Below are 20,594 nucleotides of genomic sequence, written 5' to 3'. Positions count from 1 at the left end.
CGGTTTGATGCAGGCAATTTCTCCCCACGGTAATCTTCCGCTTGTCCGGCGTCTGGAAGCCGTGGGGTTCCGCGCCTGGCCGGCGGCCTCCGTGGTCTATGACGGAAGCTGGCAGGTGCGGCTGACCGGCGGCCACCCCTCCAAGCGTCTGAACTGCGTGGTGCCGCTCGATCCCTCGGACCATCGCGACGCGGCGATCCGTATCGAGAAGGCGCGCAAGCGGTTCGAGGACTACGGACGCCCGCTCCTGGTGCGCGAGACGCCGCTGGCGCCGCAGCCTCTGCTTCAGGTTCTGGCGGCGGATGGCTGGGCGCCTTTCGAGACGGTCAGCGTGATGACGGCGGACCTGACGGGCCTGGAACTGCCCGACACGATCAGCCATCTGCCGAGCCACGATATCGGCCGCTATATCGATGCGTCGCTCGCCGTGCATGAGGAAGACCCTGCCATCAAGCCGGCGCTGGCGGAGATCCTCTCTGCCATCAAGCCGCCGACCGGGCTTTTCATCGCCGAAGATCCGTCGAACGGCCCGCTGGCGGCCATGCTGTGCGTGCAGGACAACGATCTTGCCGGCATCCTGTCCTTTGCCGTGGCGCCCGATCGCCGCCGCCAGGGGCTTGGGACGGAAATTCTGACGGCCGCACTGCGCTGGGCGCGCATCAGTGGAGCCCGCACCGCCTGGCTGCAGGTGCATGCGACGAATGCGGCAGCGCTTTCGCTCTACCGTCGCTTCGGCTTCCGCGAGGTCTACCAGTATCGCTACTGGCGCCAGGAGACGGGCGCATGAGCGGGGGAGAGCGACGGATCGTTCTGGTTGCCGCCTGCGCGCTGGTGGATGCCGATGGCCGCATTCTTCTGGCCCAGCGTCCGGAAGGCAAGAGCCTTGCCGGGCTCTGGGAGTTTCCCGGCGGCAAGGTGGAGCCGGGCGAGACGCCGGAGGAAACCCTGGTGCGCGAACTGGAGGAGGAGCTTGGCATCACCACCCGCGTGCCATGCCTTGCGCCGCTGACCTTTGCCAGCCACACCTACGAAACCTTCCACCTGCTGATGCCGCTTTATGTCTGCCGCCGTTACGAGGGTATTCCGACGGGGCGGGAAGGGCAGGCGCTGAAATGGGTGCGTCCCGCAAACCTGCGCGATTATCCGATGCCGCCGGCCGATGAGCCGCTGATCCCCTTCCTGCAGGATCTTCTGTAAAGGAGGCCACGCCGGGCGTGGCCGTTTATCCACAGTTTCCGCAAAATCGCTGCGCCTGTGTGAACGACGTTAACAGATCCTTTAACCGATTGGGACAATATGCGGCATCGATCATGTATTGCGTAACGAGGCTCCCATGGATGAAGAATTCTGGAAGACTGTCCGTACCCGGAAACGGGCGCTTGGCAGATCCGGCAGGGCCGGCGTTCTGAACGTGGCCCTTCTGTTCGGCACGGCCGCCATTGCCCTGTCACTGATCGTCACCCCCATGCTGGCCAAGCGGCAGGACAGCCAGCGCATGGCGCATGTGCAGGAAGAATTCGATCTGATCACCACCGGCTCGATCAAATCGGACGAGCAGGGGACCAAGCACTATACCATTCGCCGCAGCGTGCTGCAGACGACGCCCGGCGCCGTCTGCGTCGTGCAGGGCTATGAAAGCGGCAGCCCGTGCTGAGGAAGGCCGGCCGCGGCCGGCATCCGTGCGGCAACAGATTCTTGCCGCACCTCGTGCGCCTGCTTGCTGATCGCTCGGGCGCCACGGCCATGGAATATGGCCTTATCGCCGCCCTCGTTTGCGTGGCGCTGATTGCAGGCCTCGGCACATTTACCGACAGCCTGCAGACGAGCCTTGCGATCGTGTCGGACGCTCTCACCGGCCACTGAAGTCTGCGGGCGGCGGACGGCTATACCGTTCCTGCCGAGGTCTCGTCCACCTTGAGAGCATCCGCCAGCCGCATCTTGGCCGAACCCGGCTTCAGGGGCTTCTGCTGGCTCTCGTGCGGTGCCCATCCGGAGGCATAGACGATGGAGAAGGTGGCGCGGATGCGCCCGTCCGGATCGGAATAACGCTGCGCATAAAGTTCGGCCGCACGCAGGAAGAAGGCGCGGTTGAGCGGTGTGCGGCTGCGACCGATCAGCGGATTGGCCATGCCCATGGCCTTCAGGTCCCGCATCAGGTGGAACAGCGTGTCATAGCGGACGGTGTAGTTTTCCTGGTCGATCACCGGCAGTGCGAAGCCTGCCCGCTGCAGCAGGCTGCCGATGTCGCGTACGTCGGCGAACGGGATGACGCGCGGGCTCGCGCCGCCAAGCATCTCCGCTTCCGCTGCCAGCAGCACATCGCGCAGTTCTGCAAGCGTGCCCGCGCCCGGAACGGCCGCCAGGAACAGCCCGTCCGGCTTCAGCGCCCGGCGGATGCGGATCAGCATGCCCGGCGTGTCGTTGGTGAGGTGCAGCGACAGCGGCGACAGGATCAGGTTCGCCGACTGTTCGGCAAGCGGCACATCCTCCAGCGCCGCCATGCCCAGTCCTTCGTCACCGACGGCAAAGACATTGCTGGTCTCGTAGCGGCTGATGTGGCCGATCTTGCCGGTCGAAAGCGCCAGGCGTGCGGCCGTGCCGCTGCAGCCATGCAGTTCCACCGCCTCGTCGAAATGCCGCTCCACCACCGCCAGCCGCTCGGAGAGTTCGCGTGCGGCGAGATTAAGCAGGAAATCGGTGCCGGCTACGGCGCGGGCCATGGCCCGTTCGCGCCGGGCGGTGACGAGGGGCAGGTCGAAAAGGAGATCCATCGCATCGATTCCATCAGATTTGCGGGTCGCATGGGCGCTTGCCTGCGGCTAAAGTCAAGAGATGGGGGATGCAAGCGACAAAATCGAGGTGAGGCAGGTCCGGTTTTCTCCGGCGGTGCTGCTGCGCCCGGTTCTTGACGTGCTCTATCCGCCCTGCTGCGCTGCCTGCGGGGTGCGCACCGCGGGGCACAGGGCGCTGTGCGGACCATGCTGGAGCCGCATGCGGTTCATCGAGCGACCCTATTGCGACATTCTCGGTATTCCCTTCGCCGAAGACCCGGGCGAGGGCATGGTGTCGGCGCTGGCGATCGCCGAACCGCCGGTCTTCGACCGCCTGCGTGCCGCCGCGCTGCATGAGGGGCCGGCGCGTCATCTGGTGCATGGCCTGAAATATCGCGACCGCACCGATCTCGCGCTGATGATGGCGGCCTGGATGTGGCGCGCCGGCCGTTCCGAACTGGAGGCCTGCGATGCCATCCTGCCGGTGCCGCTGCACTGGACGCGGATGATGGCGCGCCGCTTCAACCAGGCGGCCGAGCTGGGCCGGCATCTGGCGCACCAGTCCGGCAAGCCATTTCTGGCCGGCACGCTCTTGCGCACAAAGCGCACGCGCCGGCAGGTGGGGCTGACGGCGCGCGGCCGCGAGGACAATGTGCGCGCCGCCTTCCGCGTGGCAAGGGGGCAGGAGGACCGGGTGTTCGGCCGCCGTCTGGTGCTGGTGGATGACGTGTTCACCACCGGTGCCACCGTCTCTGCCGCCGCCCGCGCCCTGAAACGGGCAGGGGCGGCCGACGTCACGGTTTTGACCTTTGCAATGGCTCTTGCCGAGCCTATATGACGAGGAGTATCAGGGCCGCCTGCAAGACCCTTTCGTGCGGTCCGTCACGGAGATTTTCATGGCTGATGTCGTCATCTATACCCGCCAGATGTGCGGTTACTGCGCGCGCGCCAAGGCGCTTCTCGCCTCCAAGGGCGTCACGTTCACCGAACATGATGCGACCTTCTCGCAGGAACTACGCCAGGAGATGATCGGCAAGGCCAATGGCCGCACCACCTTCCCGCAGATCTTCATCAACGGAGAGCATGTCGGCGGCTGCGACGACATCCATGCGCTGGATCGGGACGGCAAGCTGGATCCGCTGCTGGCGGCCTGAGGAGACGGAGCGATGGTGAAGGTTGCCGCGGTCCAGATGTGTTCGGGCGTCGATCCGCACAGGAATGCGGACGCGATGGAGCGGCTGGTGCGTGAGGCCGCCGCTGCCGGTGCCACCTATGTTCAGACGCCGGAGATGACCGGGGCGCTGCAGCGCAATCGCGCCGCGCTGAAGGCCGTGCTGGCCGATGAGGCCGGCGATGTGATCGTGGCCCGCGCCGCAGCGCTTGCGCGCGACCTCGGCATCTTCGTGCATGTCGGTTCGACGGCGATTGCGCGCGGCGACGAGAAGATGGCCAATCGCGGTTTCCTGTTCGGCCCGGACGGTGCGCGCATCTGCGCCTATGACAAGATCCACATGTTCGATGTCGATCTCGACAATGGCGAGAGCTGGCGCGAAAGCGCAGCCTACGAGCCGGGATCGGCCGCGCGCGTCGCGGATCTGCCCTTCGGCCGTCTGGGTTTTGCCATCTGCTATGACGTGCGTTTCCCGCAGATCTTCCGCACCGAAGCCATGGCGGGTGCCGAGATCCTGACGGTGCCGGCCGCCTTCACCCGCCAGACGGGCGAGGCGCACTGGGAAATCCTGCTGCGCGCGCGTGCCATCGAAAACGGCGCCTTTCTGATTGCCGCCGCGCAGGGCGGCGTGCACGAGGACGGCCGCGAGACTTATGGTCACTCGATGATCATCGACCCCTGGGGCCGCATCCTGGCAGAGGCCGGCGGTGCGGGTGAGGCGGTTCTGCTGGCCGATATCGACATCGCCGCCGTGCAGGCCGCACGCGCGAAGATCCCGAACCTGAAGAATGGCCGCGAGTTTACGCTGGATCGCGTGACGGCTCCTGCGGAAGGGGCAGTGGCGTGATCCGGTATTCGCTCGTCTGCGACAATGCCCATGGTTTCGAAGGCTGGTTTTCCGGCAGCGCCGATTTCGACCGGCAGGTGGAAAGCGGTTTCCTGACCTGTCCCGTCTGCAATTCCGCATCGATCAGCAAGAGCCTGATGACGCCGTCGGTCTCCACCGCGCGCAAGCAGGAAGCCCGCCAGCAGGTGGCGATGGATGTCGCCCGGCAGGAGATGATGGGCAAGCTGAAGGAGATGGTCGCCAGCATCAAGGCCAGTGCCGAGGATGTGGGCGAGCGCTTTCCGGAGGAAGCCCGCAAGATCCATTACGGCGAAGCGGATCAGCGCGGCATCATCGGCCAGGCCAGCATTGCCGAGGTGCGCGACCTGATCGATGAGGGCATCGAGGTAGCGCCGCTGCCGGTGCTGCCGGACGATGCCAACTGATTCAACAGCGGCCCGGGAGGCACGGTGCCGGATGACGCGACTTGCTCTCTACAATTTCTGCATTCACGTTGCGTCCTATGACAGCCCCGCCGTCGAGGGGTTTCGCCTGCGGGAGGCGTTGAACTTCGAAGCCGCCGCCCGCGCGGAGGGCTTTCTCGGCCGTTCCGGCTATGCGGGCGAGGAGGGGCCGGCGAGCTGGGGCGTGCAGGTCTTTCCGCGCTATCTGGAGGGATCGGGTTTTTCGACGGGCCCGTCGTCGCTCTCGCTGTGGCGTGAAGTCGAATCCCTGATGGCCTTCAGCTATAGCGGCGTTCATGCGGAGGCGCTGAAAGGCGCCCGCCACTGGAACCGCCGCCAGACCTGGCCGCCGCTGGTGCTCTGGTGGGTGGCGGCCGACACGCTGCCGCAATGGACGGATGGCGTGGAGCGTCTGCATCGTCTTGCCGATCACGGGCCGACGGCGGAGGCCTTCACCTTCAAGACCCCCTTCGATGGCGAGGGCCGGCCGATGGTCATCGATCGCGCCCGCGTCAGGCAGATTGCCGCCCGCAATGCACAGGGGCAGGGGGAACTGCTGGCCGTCGTCGCCCTGCTCAAGGTCTGAGTCCTGCCGGCTATGCCGGTCGCTTGGCCAGCATCATGTAGTTGACGTCCATGTCGCGCGACAGGTTCCAGCGGTCCTGCAGGACATTGTAGAAGACGCCGGTCCGGTCGATGATCTCCAGGCCGCCGGCTGTCAGCGGGCGTTCCAGTTCGTCCGGGCGCACCAGCTTGTCATAGCTGTGGGTGCCCTTCGGCAGCCAGCGCAGGATGTTTTCCGCTGCAAAGATCGCCAGCGCATTGGCCTTGAAGGTGCGGTTGATTGTGGCGACGAACATCAGCCCGCCGGGGCGCACCATCTGGGTGCAGGTGGAGATGAACAGGCTCACATCGGCCACATGCTCGACCACCTCCATGTTGAGGATCACGTCGAAGGTCTCGCCGGCTTCCGCCAGTTGCTCGGCGCTGACGGCCCGGTAATCGACGCTGACACCGCTTTCGCGGGCATGGGTCTGCGCGATGCCGATGTTCTTCTCCGACGGATCGGCGCCGACGACCTCTGCACCCATGCGGGCCATCGGCTCGGAAAGCAAGCCGCCGCCGCAGCCGATATCGAGGAAGCGCAGACCCTCGAACGGCCGGTGGCTCTTGGCATCGCGGCCGAAGTTTGCGCAGACGCGGTCACGGATATAGGACAGGCGCACCGGATTGAACTTGTGCAGCGGCCTGAACTTGCCGGTCGGGCTCCACCATTCCGCTGCCATCGCGGAAAAGCGGTCCACTTCGCTCTGGTCAATCGTGGTGGGGGACGCGTTTGTCATGCTCTGGCTCCCTGTCATCGTGTGCGTGAAGTCGGCTTCCCGGCGCGACTTGTCAAGTCTGCCATCGTGTCGCGGCTGTACAAAGGGAAGGCGTCAGCCCTTTGTCAGCCTGTGTTCATCCTGTTGCTGCTACGAAGGGGACGATGGTTGCAGATCATGTTATCGGCACGCGTTAGGACTTAAAAAAAACAAATTCGGGACGGCGATTGCCCTGCAGAAGGGACGTTGCGCCAAGGATAAGCATTCCCCAGGAGGAACCTGTGAAACGTCAAGTATTGAAGGCACTGGCAGCGGGGCTGTTGCTGTTGTCGCCAACCGTCGCGGCCGCCGCCGCCAACGGCTTTGCCACTGCCAATGTCAACATGCGCTCCGGCCCCAGCACCCGCTATCCGGCGGTGGTGGTCATTCCCGTGGGCGCGCCGATCGTCATCAATGGCTGCCTCGACAGCGTGAACTGGTGCGATGTCACGTTCGCGCGCGGGCGCGGCTGGGTGTCCGGAAACTACATCCAGGCGAGCTATCGCCAGAACCGCGTCTATGTGGAGCGGCAGTATTACCGGCCGCTCGGCATCCCGACCATCACCTTCGACGTCGATACCTACTGGCGGCGATATTACAGCAATCGTGATTTCTATCGCGAGCGCGACCGGTGGCGGGACTGGGATTATCGCCGTGATGCGGCCCCACCGCCGCCGCCGCGCTATGACAGCCGCCGCGACGACCCGATCAACGATCCGAACCGCTACCGCGATGATGGCCGCTATCGCTATCAGGATCGCTACGGCCTGGACAACCGCTATCGCTACGATGACCGGCAGCGCCCGCAGGAGGGCGGCCGCTACGACGATCGCTATCGCTATGACGACCGCAATCCGCCCCGCAATCCGCAAGGGGCATATCCCGCCTATCGCTGCACGCCGGACAATCCCTGCCCGCTGCCGGGGCAGTGAGCGGCATCGATGGCAAAGCCTTGCGGGCCGGGGTCTGACGACCCCGGCCCGCCTGTTTCGCAAGCCCGGCTTTCCCATTGCGCCGGCCCCCCCTTTTCGCTAAGAGGACGCCGCAAGATCTGCCCGGCGGGCAGGGGCTTGCTGTTTTCAGAGCGGCGCCCGCCATGGGTTCGGGCGCGCGATAGGGTGGTTTTGGTCGGATATGGCTCGCATTGTCATGAAGTTCGGCGGCACTTCGGTCGCCAATCTTGAACGCATTCATAATGTTGCGCGCCATGTGAAACGTGAGGTCGATGCAGGCCATGAAGTGGCCGTGGTCGTGTCCGCCATGTCCGGCAAGACCAATGAACTCGTCGGCTGGGTGCAGGATACCCCGAAGGTCGCCGGCGCCAGTTCGCCCTTCTATGACGCGCGCGAATATGATGCCGTCGTCGCCTCCGGCGAACAGGTGACCTCGGGCCTGCTGGCGATCGCGCTGCAGTCGATGGGCATCAATGCCCGCTCCTGGCAGGGCTGGCAGATCCCGATCCGCACCGACAACGCGCATGGCGCGGCCCGCATCCTCGACATCGACGGCACGGAAATCATCCGCCGCATGGGCGAGGGCCAGGTGGCCGTGGTGGCCGGCTTCCAGGGGCTCGGTCCCGACAACCGCATCGCGACGCTCGGTCGCGGCGGCTCCGACACCTCGGCCGTGGCGATTGCCGCCGCCGTCCAGGCCGATCGCTGCGATATCTATACCGATGTGGACGGCGTCTACACGACCGATCCGCGCATTGTGCCCAAGGCACGCCGCATGAAGAAGATTTCGTTCGAGGAAATGCTGGAAATGGCATCCCTCGGCGCCAAGGTGCTGCAGGTCCGCTCCGTGGAGCTGGCCATGGTCCACAAGGTGCGCACCTTCGTCCGCTCCAGTTTCGAGGATCCCGATGCGCCGGGCATGGGTGACCTCATCAACCCGCCCGGCACGTTGATTTGCGACGAGGAAGAAATCGTGGAACAGGAAGTCGTTACCGGCATCGCCTATGCCAAGGATGAAGCGCAAATTTCGCTGCGTCGCGTCTCCGACCGGCCGGGCGTTTCCGCCGCCATCTTCGGGCCGCTGGCCGAATCCCACATCAATGTCGACATGATCGTCCAGAACATTTCCGAGGACGGTTCGAAGACCGACATGACGTTCACGGTGCCCTTCGGCGACGTCGAAAAGGCCATGAAGGTTCTGGAAGACAACAAGGACAAGATCGGCTTCGACGTGGCCCAGAACGAGACGGGCCTGTGCAAGGTCTCCGTCGTCGGCATCGGCATGCGCAGCCATGCGGGCGTCGCTGCGACCGCTTTCAAGGCACTTGCCGAAAAAGGCATCAACATCAAGGCCATCACCACATCGGAAATCAAGATTTCCGTGCTGATCGACGGTGCTTACTCCGAACTTGCAGTTCGGACTTTGCATTCTGCCTACGGTCTCGATAAGAGTTGAGTTTAAACCGGTTCGCTGCGTCGCTTCGTTTTGGGGCGGCGCACCGTCTTCCGGATGGGCAGAGTTGAATTCGGGAGCGAACATGCCGATGAGAGACCTGTCGGCAGGCCCGCGTGTCTTGCTGAAGCGACTGCGGGAATTGATGGCCGAACCGCTGGAGCCGCAGGAGCGGCTTGACCGGATCGTCAGCCAGATTGCCAGCAACATGGTGGCCGAGGTCTGCTCGGTCTACGTGCTGCGCTCGGACGGCGTACTGGAGCTTTACGCCACCGAAGGTCTCAACAAGGGGGCCGTCCACCTGGCCCAGCTGAAGATGGGCCAGGGCCTGGTCGGCACGATTGCCGCTTCCGCCCAGCCGCTCAATCTGTCCGACGCCCAGGCGCATCCCGCCTTCCGCTACCTGCCGGAAACCGGCGAGGAGATCTATCATTCCTTCCTCGGCGTGCCGATCCTGCGGGCCGGTCGCACTTTGGGCGTTCTCGTCGTCCAGAACAAGGCGCAGCGCAACTACCGCGAAGACGAGGTAGAGGCGATGGAAACCACCGCCATGGTGATCGCCGAGATGATTGCGACAGGGGAACTGAAGAAGATCACCCAGCCGGGCCTCGAGCTGGACCTGACGCGGCCGATCACCATCGAGGCCGACGGCTACAATGAAGGCATCGGGCTTGGCCATGTGGTGCTGCACGAGCCGCGCATCGTCGTGACCAATCTTCTGAACGACGATGCGGAGAAGGAAATCATCCGTCTTGCCGAGGCGATCGGCTCGCTTCGCCTGTCGATTGACGACATGCTGTCGCGCCGCGAGGTGGCGCAGGAGGGCGAGCATCGCGAGGTGCTTGAGACCTACCGCATGTTCGCCCACGACCAGGGCTGGGTGCGGCGCATGGAAGAGGCAATCCGCAACGGCCTGACGGCGGAGGCGGCCGTCGAGAAGGTGCAGAGCGACACCAAGGCGCGCATGATGCGCCTGACCGATCCCTATCTGCGCGAGCGGATGCATGATTTCGACGATCTGGCCAACCGCCTGCTGCGCCAGCTGACCGGCTTTTCCGGACGCGATTTCGACGATGCGTTTCCCACCGATGCGGTGATCTTTGCCCGCGCCATGGGGGCCGCCGAGCTTCTTGATTATCCGCGCGCCAATATTCGCGGCCTCGTGCTGGAAGATGGCGCGGTTACCAGCCATGTGGTGATCGTGGCGCGGGCCATGGGCATTCCGGTCATCGGACAGGCGACCGGCGTCGTTGCGCTGGCGGAAAACCGTGATCCGGTGATCATCGACGGCGATGACGGCCAGGTGCACCTGCGTCCGATGGCCGACATGGTGAAGGCCTACGAGGAAAAGGTGCGCCTGCGCGCCCGCCGGCAGGAGCAGTTCCGCGCCCTGCGCGACGTCGATTCTGTGACGAAGGATGGCCAGCGCATCAGCCTGATGATGAATGCCGGTCTGATGGTCGACCTGCCGCAGCTGGTCGAATCGGGCGCGGACGGCATCGGCCTGTTCCGCACCGAACTGCAGTTCATGATCGCCTCCACCATGCCCAAGCTCGAGGAGCAGGAGGCCTTCTACCGCAACGTGCTGCGCCAGACGGCGGGCCGGCCGGTGACCTTCCGCACGCTCGACATCGGCGGCGACAAGGTGGTCTCCTATTTCCGCGCGCAGGAAGAGGAAAACCCGGCCCTCGGCTGGCGGGCGATCCGCCTTGCGCTCGACCGTCCCGGCCTGTTGCGCACCCAGCTTCGCGCGCTGCTGCGGGCTTCGGCCGGTTCCGAGCTGAAGATGATGCTGCCGATGGTGACGGAGGTTGCCGAAATCCATGCGGTGCGCGACCTGATGCAGAAGGAAGTGCAGCATCTGTCGAAGTTCGGGCATTCGCTGCCGCGCAAGCTGCAGTTCGGCGCCATGCTGGAGGTGCCGGCGCTGCTGTGGCAGCTGGACGAGTTGATGAGCGAGGTGGATTTCGTGTCCGTCGGCTCCAACGACCTGTTCCAGTTCTCGATGGCGGTGGATCGCGGCAATGCCCGCGTCTCCGACCGTTTCGACATTCTCGGCAAGCCGTTCCTGCGCATCCTGCGCGACATCGTGCGTGCCGCGGAGCGCAACAGGACGCCGCTGACGCTGTGCGGCGAAATGGCCGGCAAGCCTCTGTCCGCCATGGCGCTGATTGCACTCGGGTTCCGCTCGGTCTCGATGACGCCGACGGCCATCGGTCCGGTCAAGGCCATGCTGCTCGGTCTTGATGCAGGCCAGCTGTCCGACGAGCTGAACGCCATGCTGGACGATACCCGTTCCAACGCATCGGTGCGCGACATGCTGGTGGCATTCGCCGCGGCCCACAACATCCCGATCTAGGCGGGTGCGCTGCCGCGCCGTTGCGGCACGACAACAGACGATGGCGCCCACGCGCCGGCCATGTTGCCGGTTGCGGCCAACAAGAAGAAGACTGGAGTAAACAAGGGTGGCGAAGCTTCCTGTCGACAAGATGCGTGAACTGGAGCGCCGCTTCGGCGAGATCGAGGCGCGCATGTCCGAAGGTCCGTCGGCCGACGTCTATGTGAAGCTGGCCTCGGAATATTCCGAGCTTCAGCCGCTGGTACGCAAGATCCGCGACTACGAGAAGACGCTTTCCGAGGTGGCGGACCTGCGTGCCCTGCTGGAGGACCGCTCGACCGAGCGCGAGATGCGCGAACTTGCGGAAATGGAACTGCCGGAGGCCGAGGAACGTATCGAGGCGCTGGAGAAGGACATGCAGATCCTGCTCCTGCCGAAGGATGCCGCCGACGAGAAGAGCGCCATCCTGGAAATCCGCGCCGGCACCGGCGGCAACGAGGCGGCCCTTTTCGCCGGCGACCTGTTTCGCATGTATGAACGCTATTCCGCCACCAAGGGCTGGAAGGTCGAGGTGCTGTCGGCAAGCGAGGGGGAGGCGGGTGGCTTCAAGGAAATCATCGCGACCATCACCGGGCGCGGCGTGTTTTCCAAGCTGAAGTTCGAATCCGGCGTGCACCGCGTGCAGCGTGTACCGGAAACCGAGGCGAGCGGGCGCATCCACACTTCCGCTGCAACGGTTGCCGTGCTGCCGGAGGCCGAGGAAATCGACATCGAGATCCGTCCGGAAGACATCCGCATCGATACCATGCGCTCGTCCGGCGCCGGTGGCCAGCACGTCAACACCACGGATTCGGCGGTGCGTATCACGCATCTTCCGACCGGCCTCGTCGTCACCAGCTCGGAAAAGTCGCAGCACCAGAACCGCGCCAAGGCGCTGCAGGTGCTGCGTTCGCGCCTCTACGATATCGAGCGGCAGAAGGCCGACAGCGAGCGCTCGGCCGACCGCAGGAGCCAGGTCGGTTCCGGCGATCGCTCCGAGCGCATCCGCACCTATAATTTTCCGCAGGGGCGCGTGACCGACCACCGCATCAATCTGACCCTCTACAAGCTGGACCGGATGATGGAAGGCGAGATCGACGAGGTGGTCGACGCGCTGATTGCCGATTACCAGGCCGGGCAGCTGGCGCAGCTGGGAGAACAGACGTGAGTGAAACGCTGTCGGCCGTTCTGGCGCTGAGCCGTGCACGATTGGCCGAAGCGGGGCTTGCCGATGCCGCAACCGATGCCCGCGTACTGCTGGCGGGACTTCTCGATCTGTCGCCGACCGAGATTTTGCTGCAGGCGGACCGACCGGTCGCGGCCGACGACAGGGCCCGGATCGATGCCGCGGTGGCGCGGCGCATCAAGCGCGAACCGGTGCACCGGATTCTGGGCATGCGCGATTTTCACAGCGTGCGCCTCGCCCTGTCGCCAGACACGCTGGAGCCGCGGCCGGACACCGAAATCCTGGTGGAGGCGATGCTGGAGCCGGCGCGGCGGATCATCGCCCGCAAGGGCAGCGCGCGTCTTCTCGATCTTGGCACCGGTACCGGCGCCATCGCGCTCGCCCTGCTCAAGGAAATTCCCGAATTGCAGGCCGTTGGAGCCGATCTTGCGCCCGGTGCCCTTGAAACGGCGCGGCGCAATGCCGATCTCAATGGTGTCGCGGATCGGTTTTCCACAGTGGAAACCTGCTGGTTCGACTGCATTGAGGGGCGTTTCGACATAATCGTGTCAAATCCGCCCTATATCACTCGTGATGTCATTGCAGAACTCGAACCGGATGTCCGCCATTACGATCCGATACTGGCGCTGGACGGCGGGCCGGATGGTCTTGATGCCTACAGGGCGATTGCCAGCGGCATCGACAACTTTCTCGATGAGGATGGATGGATCGGCCTGGAGATCGGCTTCGACCAGAAGCAGACCGTGACCGCTCTATTTTCCGATGCCGGTTATACTTTGACGGACGCCTTCCGCGACTATGGAGGACAGGACCGCGTGCTGGTGTTCTCGCGGAAAAATCCGTGAATTGCCCGAAGCTTATGCCCTTTTTGCAGACGCGAAAGAAAAGGCTTGGATTCGGAGATGAAGCGGGATAGGTTGCGGGCACGCAATGGGCGGCTGAGAATGAACGAAGATTCGTTCAGGTTAAGCTCAACCGGACAGCAGCCTTCCCTGGAAGGCTTCCAGGGTTGAAGTGACCCAGTGCGTGCATCAGAAAACTGACTTTCACATGCGGCAGGATGGATGGATCTCACCTGTCCGCGGCACGTGAAGCCTTGTTTCGGCGGGAAGCCGCATGGCCGCGTGGCCCTTAATCAGCAAAGCACAGAGAATTCAGGTGAAAAATCGATGAGGCCAGGACAGCAGAACAAGCGTGGTCGGGGGCGCGGCAATAATAACAACAATAACAATGGTGGCGGTAACAATTTCAACCGAAAGGGTTCCAACCCACTGACCCGGACCTATGACAGTTCCGGCCCCGACGTGAAGATCCGCGGCACTGCACAGCATATTGCCGAAAAATATTCCGCCCTGGCCCGCGATGCGCAAAGCGCCGGCGACCGTGTGATGGCGGAGAACTATCTCCAGCACGCCGAGCACTACAACCGCATCATTGCAGCCGCTCAGGCGCAGATGCAGGAGCGCTACCAGCGCGACGATCGCCAGGATTACAATGATCGGGATGGCGATGACATGGAGATGGGTGATGCCGACGAAACCGTCGCCGCACAGCCCCAGCCGGTTCACCAGCCGCAGCCCCAGCAGCATCAGCGCCGCGAACGTCCCGCGCCTCAGCCGGCACCCGAGCCGGTCGCGGAAGACGCTGCCGTGATCGATGGCACCGGTCCGCAGCCGGTGATCGAAGGCACGCCCGCCGAGGTTGCCATGGAAGAGGAAGGTGCAGCGCCCCGCGAGCGCCAGCCGCGTCGGCGTAATGCCGGCACCCGCCCGCGCCGTCCGCGCCGTGGCGAAACCGCCGGCGAAGGCGATGCCGGCGCTTCCGATGCCGCACCCGCAATGGCGGATGCCACGTCGGAATAAGCGTTCCTTCGCGCGGATTGACCATCATCAAGCCCCGGTCGGCTCGACCGGGGTTTTTCTTTGGCCGCTCTTTAAACCGAAAAATCCGTCTCCCATATCTCGCTCAGAATGCTTCTCCGGTCACGGCCGGGGAAGCGGAGCTCGCCTTTGAGGGAGCTCAATCTCAATTGTCGGCCTGTGCCTTATAAGGGCAGGGCGATCCAAGGAGGTTACGGATGAACATCGAGAAATATTCCGAGCGGGTTCGCGGTTTCCTGCAGTCGGCGCAGACCTATGCGCTGTCGGAGGGGCACCAGCAGTTCACCCCCGAACATGTGCTCAAGGTCCTGCTTGACGACGACCAGGGCATGGCCGCATCGCTGATCGAGCGTGCCGGCGGCAATGCCAAGGAAGCCCGTCTTGCCAATGATGCCGCGCTTGCCAGGCTGCCCAAGGTTTCCGGCGGCAATGGGCAGGTTTATCTGGCGCAGCCGCTGGCCAAGGTCTTTTCGACGGCGGAAGAGGCTGCGAAGAAGGCCGGCGACAGTTTCGTCACCGTCGAAAGGCTGCTTCTGGCGCTTGCCATCGAAAGCTCCGCCTCGACATCCGCCAGCCTGAAGAAGGCCGGCGTCTCGGCACAGGGCCTTAACCAGGTCATCAACGACATCCGCAAGGGTCGCACGGCCGACAGCGCCAATGCCGAACAGGGCTTTGATGCGCTGAAGAAGTTCGCCCGCGACCTGACGGCGGAAGCCCGCGAGGGCAGGCTTGACCCTGTGATCGGCCGCGACGATGAAATCCGCCGCACGATCCAGGTGCTCTCGCGCCGCACGAAGAACAATCCGGTCCTGATCGGCGAGCCCGGCGTCGGCAAGACGGCGATCGCCGAGGGGCTCGCGCTGCGCATCGTCAATGGCGACGTGCCGGAGAGCCTGAAGGACAAGCGGTTGATGGCGCTCGACATGGGCGCGCTGATTGCGGGCGCGAAATATCGTGGTGAATTCGAGGAGCGGCTGAAGAGCGTGCTCAATGAAGTGCAGTCGGAAAACGGCGAGATCATCCTGTTCATCGACGAGATGCATACGCTGGTCGGCGCGGGCAAGGCCGATGGCGCGATGGATGCCTCCAACCTCTTGAAGCCGGCGCTGGCCCGCGGTGAGTTGCACTGCGTCGGTGCCACCACGCTTGATGAGTATCGCAAGCATGTGGAGAAGGATCCGGCGCTTGCCCGCCGTTTCCAGCCGGTGATGGTGGACGAGCCGACGGTGGAGGACACGATTTCCATCCTGCGCGGCCTGAAGGAAAAATATGAACAGCACCACAAGGTGCGGATCTCGGATTCCGCGCTCGTGGCTGCAGCAACGCTTTCCAACCGCTACATCACGGATCGTTTCCTGCCGGACAAGGCAATCGACCTGATGGACGAGGCCGCGTCGCGGCTGCGCATGCAGGTGGATTCGAAGCCCGAAGAACTCGATGAACTCGACCGCCGCATCATCCAGCTGAAGATCGAACGGGAAGCCCTGAAGAAGGAAACCGACACGGCATCCGCCGACCGGTTGGCCCGTCTCGAAGGCGAACTGACCTCGCTGGAAGAGCAGGCCGACGCACTGACGGCGCGCTGGCAGGCGGAAAAGCAGAAGCTCGGCCTTGCCGCCGATCTGAAGCGCCAGCTGGACGAGGCCCGCAACGATCTCGCGATTGCCCAGCGCAAGGGTGAGTATCAGCGCGCCGGCGAGCTGACCTATGGCGTCATTCCGAACCTGGAAAAGGCGCTGAAGGAAGCCGAAGAGCGGGACAATTCTGCCTCGTCCATGGTGCAGGAGGTGGTCACGCCCGATGCCATCGCCCATGTCGTCTCCCGCTGGACGGGAATTCCGGTCGACAAGATGCTGGAAGGCGAGCGCGACAAGCTGCTGCGGATGGAAGACGAGCTGGCGAAGTCCGTCGTCGGCCAGGGCGATGCGGTACAGGCCGTCTCGCGTGCCGTGCGCCGCTCGCGCGCCGGGCTGCAGGATCCGAACCGGCCGATCGGCTCGTTCATCTTCCTCGGACCGACGGGTGTGGGCAAGACGGAGCTGACGAAGTCTCTGGCCCGCTTCCTGTTCGACGACGAAACGGCCATGGTGCGCCTCGACATGTCGGAATACATGGAGAAGCACTCGGTCTCGCGTCTGATCGGCGCGCCTCCCGGCTATGTCGGCTATGATGAAGGTGGCGCGCTGACGGAAGCCATTCGCCGCAAGCCCTATCAGGTCGTGCTGTTCGACGAGATCGAGAAGGCGCATCCGGACGTCTTCAACGTTCTGCTGCAGGTACTGGATGACGGTCGCCTGACGGACGGACAGGGCCGCACGGTGGACTTCAAGAACACGATCATCATCATGACCTCGAATCTCGGGGCGGAATACCTGACTAATCTTGCTGAAGGACAGGATGTGGACAGTGTCCGCGACCAGGTGATGGACGTGGTGAAGGCCTCGTTCCGGCCGGAATTCCTGAACCGCGTGGACGAGATCATCCTCTTCCATCGCCTGGCCCGCAGCGAGATGGGCGCGATCGTCGATATCCAGATGAAGCGGCTGCTGCAGCTGCTGCTGGATCGCAAGATCACCATAGAGCTCGGCGAGGATGCCCGCGAATGGCTGGCCGACAAGGGCTATGATCCCGTCTATGGTGCACGCCCGCTGAAGCGGGTGATCCAGAAGTTCGTCCAGGATCCGCTCGCCGAGCAGATTCTGGGCGGGCAGGTGCCCGATGCATCCACCGTCAAGGTGTCTGCCGGCTCCGATCGCTTGCTGTTCTACGTGAAGAAGGCAGTTGCCGAAGCCGCCTGATCCTTCCCGGCAAGGGCCGCCACACCGGCGGCCCTTTCTGCTTGCGCAACGAGAATGGGGTACAGGCAATGGATGCGACAGGGCATGCACCGGTCTTCCCGCGGCTGAGGCAGGGTGACCGCGTCCGCTTCGTCTCCCCGGCCAGCACGCCGGAGCGGGACGCCGTGCTCAGATGTGCCGCCCATCTGGAAGACTGGGGCCTCGTGGTGGATTTCGGGCCGCATGCCTTTGCCGAGCATGGCTGGTTTGCCGGAACCGACGACCAGCGGCTTGCCGATCTCAACGATGCCTTTCGCAATCCGGACATCCGCGCCATCTTTGCCACCCGTGGCGGTCGGGGCTCGTATCGCATCGCCGACCGCATGGATGTCGAAGCCATTCGCCGCGACCCCAAACCGCTGATCGGCTTCAGTGACATCACCGCCCTGCACATGGCGCTTCTCGCCCATGCCGGGCCGGGCGGTATCCACGGGGCTCTCTATGGCGATGGTTCCGGTGGCCTGGAGCCTGACAATGCCGCAATCCTTCGCCGGATTCTGTTCGATGGTGGCGACATCGTCTACCAGGCCCGTCCTGACGAGCCCACGTTCCGCCTTACCACCGGGGGAACGGCTGCCGGCCCGCTGATCGGCGGCAATCTGGAAACGCTCGCCACCGCCGCGGGCTGGGCGCTACCGGATCTGCGTGGTGCCGTCCTGCTGCTGGAGTCTGTGGATTGCATGCCCGGCCTTACCGACCGCATGCTGACCCTGCTGGTCAAGGGCGGCCATCTGGCGGGTCTTGCGGGCGTGGCTGTCGGGCAGTTCACCCTGAAATCGCCGGAGAAGGCGCAAAAGATCGTCGATCTGGTCGGCGAGCACCTGCATCGGCTCGGTGTGCCGGTGCTGGGCGGCCTGCCCTTCGGTCACGGGACGCGGGCGCAATCCGTGCGGCTTGGGGCCACGGCCCGTCTTGATGCGGATGCGGGAAATCTGACCGTGGATGGCTGAAGTCGCCGTCGATCAGCGGCTTGCGACCTGGTCGGTGTCCTTGGCGGTCAGCAGGGTGTCGATCCGCTTGCGCTCGTCCTCGAAACGGGCGAGTGCGTTGCCTGTGAGAGACTTGCCGCCCGGCAGGCGCACCTTCATCGAGTCGACCTTGGTTCCGTTGACGATCAGTTCGTAGTGCAGATGGGCGCCGGTCGAGGAGCCGGTCGAGCCGACATAGCCGATCACCTGGCCCTGCGTCACGCGCGCCCCATCGCGGATACCCTTGGCGATGGCGCTCTGGTGATTGTACGAGGTCTCGTAGCCGTTGGCGTGACGAATGATGGTCTGGTTGCCGTAGCCGGAGGCCCAGCCGGTGCGCTCGACGATACCATTGCCCGTGGCGATGATCGGCGTGCCGCGCGGGGCTGCCCAGTCCGTTCCGGTATGCATGCGCGAATAGCCGAGAATCGGGTGGCGCCGCATGCCGAAGCCGGATGTCAGGCGCCCGTTGGGAACGGGATTGCGCAGCAGGAACTGTCGCACGCTCTTGCCGTCCTGGTCGAAATAATCGACGGAATTGTCTTCCGGGTTCTGGAAGCGGTAGAAGCGGCTGACCGTATCGCCGAACCGGGCATTGACATAGAGCAGTTCGGAATCGGGGCCGGCGCGGCCCTGTTCGTCGGCGGCCGAGAAGAAGGCCTCGATGGTGTCCGACGGCTTCAACTGCGCCTGCAGATCGACCGTGCTGGCAAGCAGCTTCACCAGTGTTGCCGTCATGTCGGTGGTCATGCCGTAGGAGAGGGCTGCGCGGTAGATGCCGTCATAGACGCTCGGCAATTCGCGACCGGACAGCATCATCGGCGTCTCTTCGGAAAAGGCGCTGTCCACCGCGTCCAGATGGATGGGCTCGGCGCCATGCACGAAGCGGCCCTTGTCGTCCAGTGCGATGGTTCCGACATGCTGGCCGCGCCGATAGAGACTGGCGCGGAAGATCGAGACCATTTCGCCTTCCTGAATGAGGCCGATGCGCACCACATCGCCCTCCTGCAGGGCGGTGCCGCCGGTTTCGCGGCCGAGGAAACCGGCAATGTCGTCGGCCTGCGTCTTCGGATAGCCGACAGCCATCATGGAATCGGCCAGTTCGGTCGGCTGGCGGATCGGAATGACGTCCTCGGCATAGTCGCGGGTGTTCGGCGTGACGGGTTCCGGCGCGGTCACCGACATGTTCTCCTCCACTACGCGGGCGGACGGCGGCGCGATCATCGGCAGCACGGCGTCATTGCCCTCGAAGCGCTGCGGATCGACATAGGTGAGGGCGGAAATCTGCGTTGCACCGTCCGTCAGCACGGAACCATTGGTGCGCACATTCTCCTCAACCTCGTCCTGTGTCATGCCGGGGGCGAAGGGAAGCTTCGGGTCCGCGGTCGGAAAGGCGACCGTCTGCAGGCTCACCTCGGACTCGATCTCCGAGCCGTAAATCACGCCGGTGGTAGAGTGTTCGGCCTCACCCTCCGTCTCGCCGCTGGAAAACACCGTCAGCGGATCGAAGGGCGGATAGGCTTCCTGAGGTACATGATTGGCCGCCAGCGTCATCTTCACGTGTGAAAAGGGCTGCCGGCGCAGCACTTCCTTGCTGCCTTCCTTCACCATGGTCGCCACTTCGAGCACCTTGCGGTCCGTCGGCATGGCAATCACATTGTTGGTCAGCAGGCGGCCACCGCGCGACACGCTGTCGGCGTCGCTGTGGATCGGAAGGGTGGCATAGGCCTCGGCCGGGATCGCCAGTTGCTGGCGCCCGTCAAGCGCCGCAAACAGGGCAACGCCCATCAGGACCGAAGAGGTGATGCCGGTCAGGAAGGTGCCGGACAGCCAGCGCAGCGAAATTTCCCGCCGGTCGGGCACACGCCGGCCATCGGCCAGGATCGGCGCCTCGTTTCCCAGAGAGGGCAAGATGCTGCGAGACGTCGTCATTCCTGTCGTGTCATCCCCTTGGTGTCCTGCCGTCTTTTTCGTCCGCCGGAAGATGTGCCGAATTCGGCTGTCGGAGTCAAACCCCTGTCCCCACCCCATCCCGGCCGCTGGGCTCCGGGCAGTGCTGCGATCCGGTCGATTGTGCAGCGAAGGTAACGCTGCTTTAAGGGCCGAATGTGGAAATGTCGCGGCAGGGGCGTAGCGGGGGCGTATAAGCATGGAGCATGTCCCACCCGCCCGCTTTTCCGGCATCTGTCGCCCGTACGGTATCGAGCTCCGCGCCGCCTGCTCAATTTCCCGTTTATTTTCAGTTACTTGCGATTTTCTTGACGTTTTTGCGACTTATTGAGTTGACGATATAGGATGGTATCCGTATAAGCCGTTTCACCAACGAGGGCGGCGGCGCTGCTGGCGA

General features: G+C 64.2%; 20 protein-coding genes. 17 read left to right on the top strand and 3 right to left on the bottom strand.

The annotated features are described in order from the left end of the window. Positions 1-7: 7 nt before the first annotated feature. From KLP42_RS24865 to KLP42_RS24850, 4 genes are all read left to right on the top strand, one after another. Positions 8-787 (top strand): GNAT family N-acetyltransferase, encoded by a 780-nt coding sequence (locus tag KLP42_RS24865; protein WP_252193259.1) that lies wholly within the window; start codon positions 8-10, stop codon positions 785-787. Then, complete coding sequence (mutT, locus tag KLP42_RS24860; protein ID WP_215570660.1) at positions 784-1,197, top strand: 8-oxo-dGTP diphosphatase MutT; 414 nt, start codon at positions 784-786, stop codon at positions 1,195-1,197. Before KLP42_RS24865 ends, mutT begins: the two co-directional genes overlap by 4 nt. Before the next feature lie 136 nt (positions 1,198-1,333). After that, positions 1,334-1,654, top strand: a complete 321-nt coding sequence (locus tag KLP42_RS24855; protein ID WP_215570659.1) for a hypothetical protein — start codon at positions 1,334-1,336, stop codon at positions 1,652-1,654. A gap of 41 nt (positions 1,655-1,695) precedes the next feature. Beyond that, a complete protein-coding gene (locus KLP42_RS24850; RefSeq protein ID WP_252193254.1) occupies positions 1,696-1,863 on the top strand; it encodes a Flp family type IVb pilin in 168 nt (55 codons plus the stop codon). 20 nt (positions 1,864-1,883) lie between these two features. On the opposite strand, the gene KLP42_RS24845 is transcribed toward KLP42_RS24850, so the two are convergent. After that, entirely contained in the window at positions 1,884-2,771 is an 888-nt protein-coding gene (locus KLP42_RS24845) for a methyltransferase domain-containing protein (protein ID WP_215570657.1), read from the bottom strand. Between the two features lie 61 nt (positions 2,772-2,832). On the opposite strand from KLP42_RS24845, the gene KLP42_RS24840 reads away from it, so the two are divergent. Genes KLP42_RS24840 through KLP42_RS24820 form a run of 5 tightly spaced genes read left to right on the top strand, consistent with a single transcriptional unit; the run spans position 2,833 to position 5,818 of the window. Further along, positions 2,833-3,609 (top strand): ComF family protein, encoded by a 777-nt coding sequence (locus KLP42_RS24840; protein ID WP_215570655.1) that lies wholly within the window; start codon positions 2,833-2,835, stop codon positions 3,607-3,609. A gap of 58 nt (positions 3,610-3,667) precedes the next feature. Next, positions 3,668-3,925, top strand: coding sequence for a glutaredoxin 3 (gene grxC, locus KLP42_RS24835; RefSeq protein WP_215570653.1), 258 nt, complete (start codon positions 3,668-3,670; stop codon positions 3,923-3,925). Between the two features lie 12 nt (positions 3,926-3,937). Further along, positions 3,938-4,789 (top strand): carbon-nitrogen hydrolase family protein, encoded by an 852-nt coding sequence (locus KLP42_RS24830; protein WP_215570651.1) that lies wholly within the window; start codon positions 3,938-3,940, stop codon positions 4,787-4,789. Beyond that, positions 4,786-5,214 carry a DUF1178 family protein gene (locus tag KLP42_RS24825; protein WP_215570649.1) on the top strand — a complete coding sequence of 143 codons (429 nt, stop codon included), beginning with the start codon at positions 4,786-4,788 and terminating at the stop codon, positions 5,212-5,214. Before KLP42_RS24830 ends, KLP42_RS24825 begins: the two co-directional genes overlap by 4 nt. A gap of 31 nt (positions 5,215-5,245) precedes the next feature. Beyond that, positions 5,246-5,818, top strand: a complete 573-nt coding sequence (locus KLP42_RS24820) for a DUF3291 domain-containing protein (protein WP_215570642.1) — start codon at positions 5,246-5,248, stop codon at positions 5,816-5,818. A 10-nt stretch (positions 5,819-5,828) separates the two neighbouring features. Here the strand turns inward: KLP42_RS24820 and ubiG are convergent, their stop codons facing one another. Continuing rightward, complete coding sequence (gene ubiG / locus KLP42_RS24815; RefSeq protein ID WP_215570640.1) at positions 5,829-6,575, bottom strand: bifunctional 2-polyprenyl-6-hydroxyphenol methylase/3-demethylubiquinol 3-O-methyltransferase UbiG; 747 nt, start codon at positions 6,573-6,575, stop codon at positions 5,829-5,831. 260 nt (positions 6,576-6,835) lie between these two features. Here ubiG and KLP42_RS24810 point away from each other — a divergent pair, with 260 nt between their 5' ends. From KLP42_RS24810 to KLP42_RS24775, 8 genes are all read left to right on the top strand, one after another. Continuing rightward, positions 6,836-7,525 carry an SH3 domain-containing protein gene (locus KLP42_RS24810; RefSeq protein WP_215570638.1) on the top strand — a complete coding sequence of 230 codons (690 nt, stop codon included), beginning with the start codon at positions 6,836-6,838 and terminating at the stop codon, positions 7,523-7,525. Between the two features lie 202 nt (positions 7,526-7,727). Next, a complete protein-coding gene (locus KLP42_RS24805; protein ID WP_215570636.1) occupies positions 7,728-9,002 on the top strand; it encodes an aspartate kinase in 1,275 nt (424 codons plus the stop codon). An 88-nt stretch (positions 9,003-9,090) separates the two neighbouring features. After that, complete coding sequence (gene ptsP, locus KLP42_RS24800) at positions 9,091-11,358, top strand: phosphoenolpyruvate--protein phosphotransferase (protein ID WP_215570699.1); 2,268 nt, start codon at positions 9,091-9,093, stop codon at positions 11,356-11,358. A gap of 106 nt (positions 11,359-11,464) precedes the next feature. Beyond that, a complete protein-coding gene (gene prfA, locus KLP42_RS24795) occupies positions 11,465-12,544 on the top strand; it encodes a peptide chain release factor 1 (RefSeq protein ID WP_215570634.1) in 1,080 nt (359 codons plus the stop codon). Continuing rightward, positions 12,541-13,407, top strand: a complete 867-nt coding sequence (gene prmC, locus KLP42_RS24790; RefSeq protein ID WP_215570632.1) for a peptide chain release factor N(5)-glutamine methyltransferase — start codon at positions 12,541-12,543, stop codon at positions 13,405-13,407. The genes prfA and prmC overlap by 4 nt, the downstream gene beginning before the upstream one ends. Positions 13,408-13,731: 324 nt before the next feature. After that, positions 13,732-14,424: a DUF4167 domain-containing protein gene (locus KLP42_RS24785; RefSeq protein WP_215570630.1), complete on the top strand. Its 693-nt coding sequence runs from the start codon at positions 13,732-13,734 to the stop codon at positions 14,422-14,424. A gap of 215 nt (positions 14,425-14,639) precedes the next feature. Continuing rightward, a complete protein-coding gene (gene clpB, locus KLP42_RS24780) occupies positions 14,640-17,240 on the top strand; it encodes an ATP-dependent chaperone ClpB (protein ID WP_215570628.1) in 2,601 nt (866 codons plus the stop codon). A gap of 68 nt (positions 17,241-17,308) precedes the next feature. Continuing rightward, positions 17,309-18,229: a S66 peptidase family protein gene (locus KLP42_RS24775; RefSeq protein ID WP_215570627.1), complete on the top strand. Its 921-nt coding sequence runs from the start codon at positions 17,309-17,311 to the stop codon at positions 18,227-18,229. 12 nt (positions 18,230-18,241) lie between these two features. Here the strand turns inward: KLP42_RS24775 and KLP42_RS24770 are convergent, their stop codons facing one another. Next, entirely contained in the window at positions 18,242-20,179 is a 1,938-nt protein-coding gene (locus KLP42_RS24770) for a M23 family metallopeptidase (protein ID WP_215570625.1), read from the bottom strand. Positions 20,180-20,594 lie beyond the last annotated feature (415 nt).

This window comes from Rhizobium sp. CSW-27 (genome assembly GCF_018760785.1).
GTDB lineage: Bacteria > Pseudomonadota > Alphaproteobacteria > Rhizobiales > Rhizobiaceae > Neorhizobium.
This window is presented reverse-complemented; position numbering and strand designations above follow the sequence as displayed.

Coding starts and splice junctions, on each gene's coding strand:
- KLP42_RS24805 (WP_215570636.1), top strand. CDS start 7,728: ATGGCTCGCATTGTCATGAAGTTCGGCGGCACTTCGGTCGCCAATCTT.
- KLP42_RS24855 (WP_215570659.1), top strand. CDS start 1,334: ATGGATGAAGAATTCTGGAAGACTGTCCGTACCCGGAAACGGGCGCTT.
- KLP42_RS24830 (WP_215570651.1), top strand. CDS start 3,938: ATGGTGAAGGTTGCCGCGGTCCAGATGTGTTCGGGCGTCGATCCGCAC.
- KLP42_RS24770 (WP_215570625.1), bottom strand. CDS start 20,179: ATGACGACGTCTCGCAGCATCTTGCCCTCTCTGGGAAACGAGGCGCCG.
- KLP42_RS24785 (WP_215570630.1), top strand. CDS start 13,732: ATGAGGCCAGGACAGCAGAACAAGCGTGGTCGGGGGCGCGGCAATAAT.
- grxC (WP_215570653.1), top strand. CDS start 3,668: ATGGCTGATGTCGTCATCTATACCCGCCAGATGTGCGGTTACTGCGCG.
- KLP42_RS24845 (WP_215570657.1), bottom strand. CDS start 2,771: ATGGATCTCCTTTTCGACCTGCCCCTCGTCACCGCCCGGCGCGAACGG.
- KLP42_RS24775 (WP_215570627.1), top strand. CDS start 17,309: ATGGATGCGACAGGGCATGCACCGGTCTTCCCGCGGCTGAGGCAGGGT.
- mutT (WP_215570660.1), top strand. CDS start 784: ATGAGCGGGGGAGAGCGACGGATCGTTCTGGTTGCCGCCTGCGCGCTG.
- KLP42_RS24820 (WP_215570642.1), top strand. CDS start 5,246: ATGACGCGACTTGCTCTCTACAATTTCTGCATTCACGTTGCGTCCTAT.
- KLP42_RS24865 (WP_252193259.1), top strand. CDS start 8: ATGCAGGCAATTTCTCCCCACGGTAATCTTCCGCTTGTCCGGCGTCTG.
- ubiG (WP_215570640.1), bottom strand. CDS start 6,575: ATGACAAACGCGTCCCCCACCACGATTGACCAGAGCGAAGTGGACCGC.
- KLP42_RS24840 (WP_215570655.1), top strand. CDS start 2,833: ATGGGGGATGCAAGCGACAAAATCGAGGTGAGGCAGGTCCGGTTTTCT.
- ptsP (WP_215570699.1), top strand. CDS start 9,091: ATGAGAGACCTGTCGGCAGGCCCGCGTGTCTTGCTGAAGCGACTGCGG.
- clpB (WP_215570628.1), top strand. CDS start 14,640: ATGAACATCGAGAAATATTCCGAGCGGGTTCGCGGTTTCCTGCAGTCG.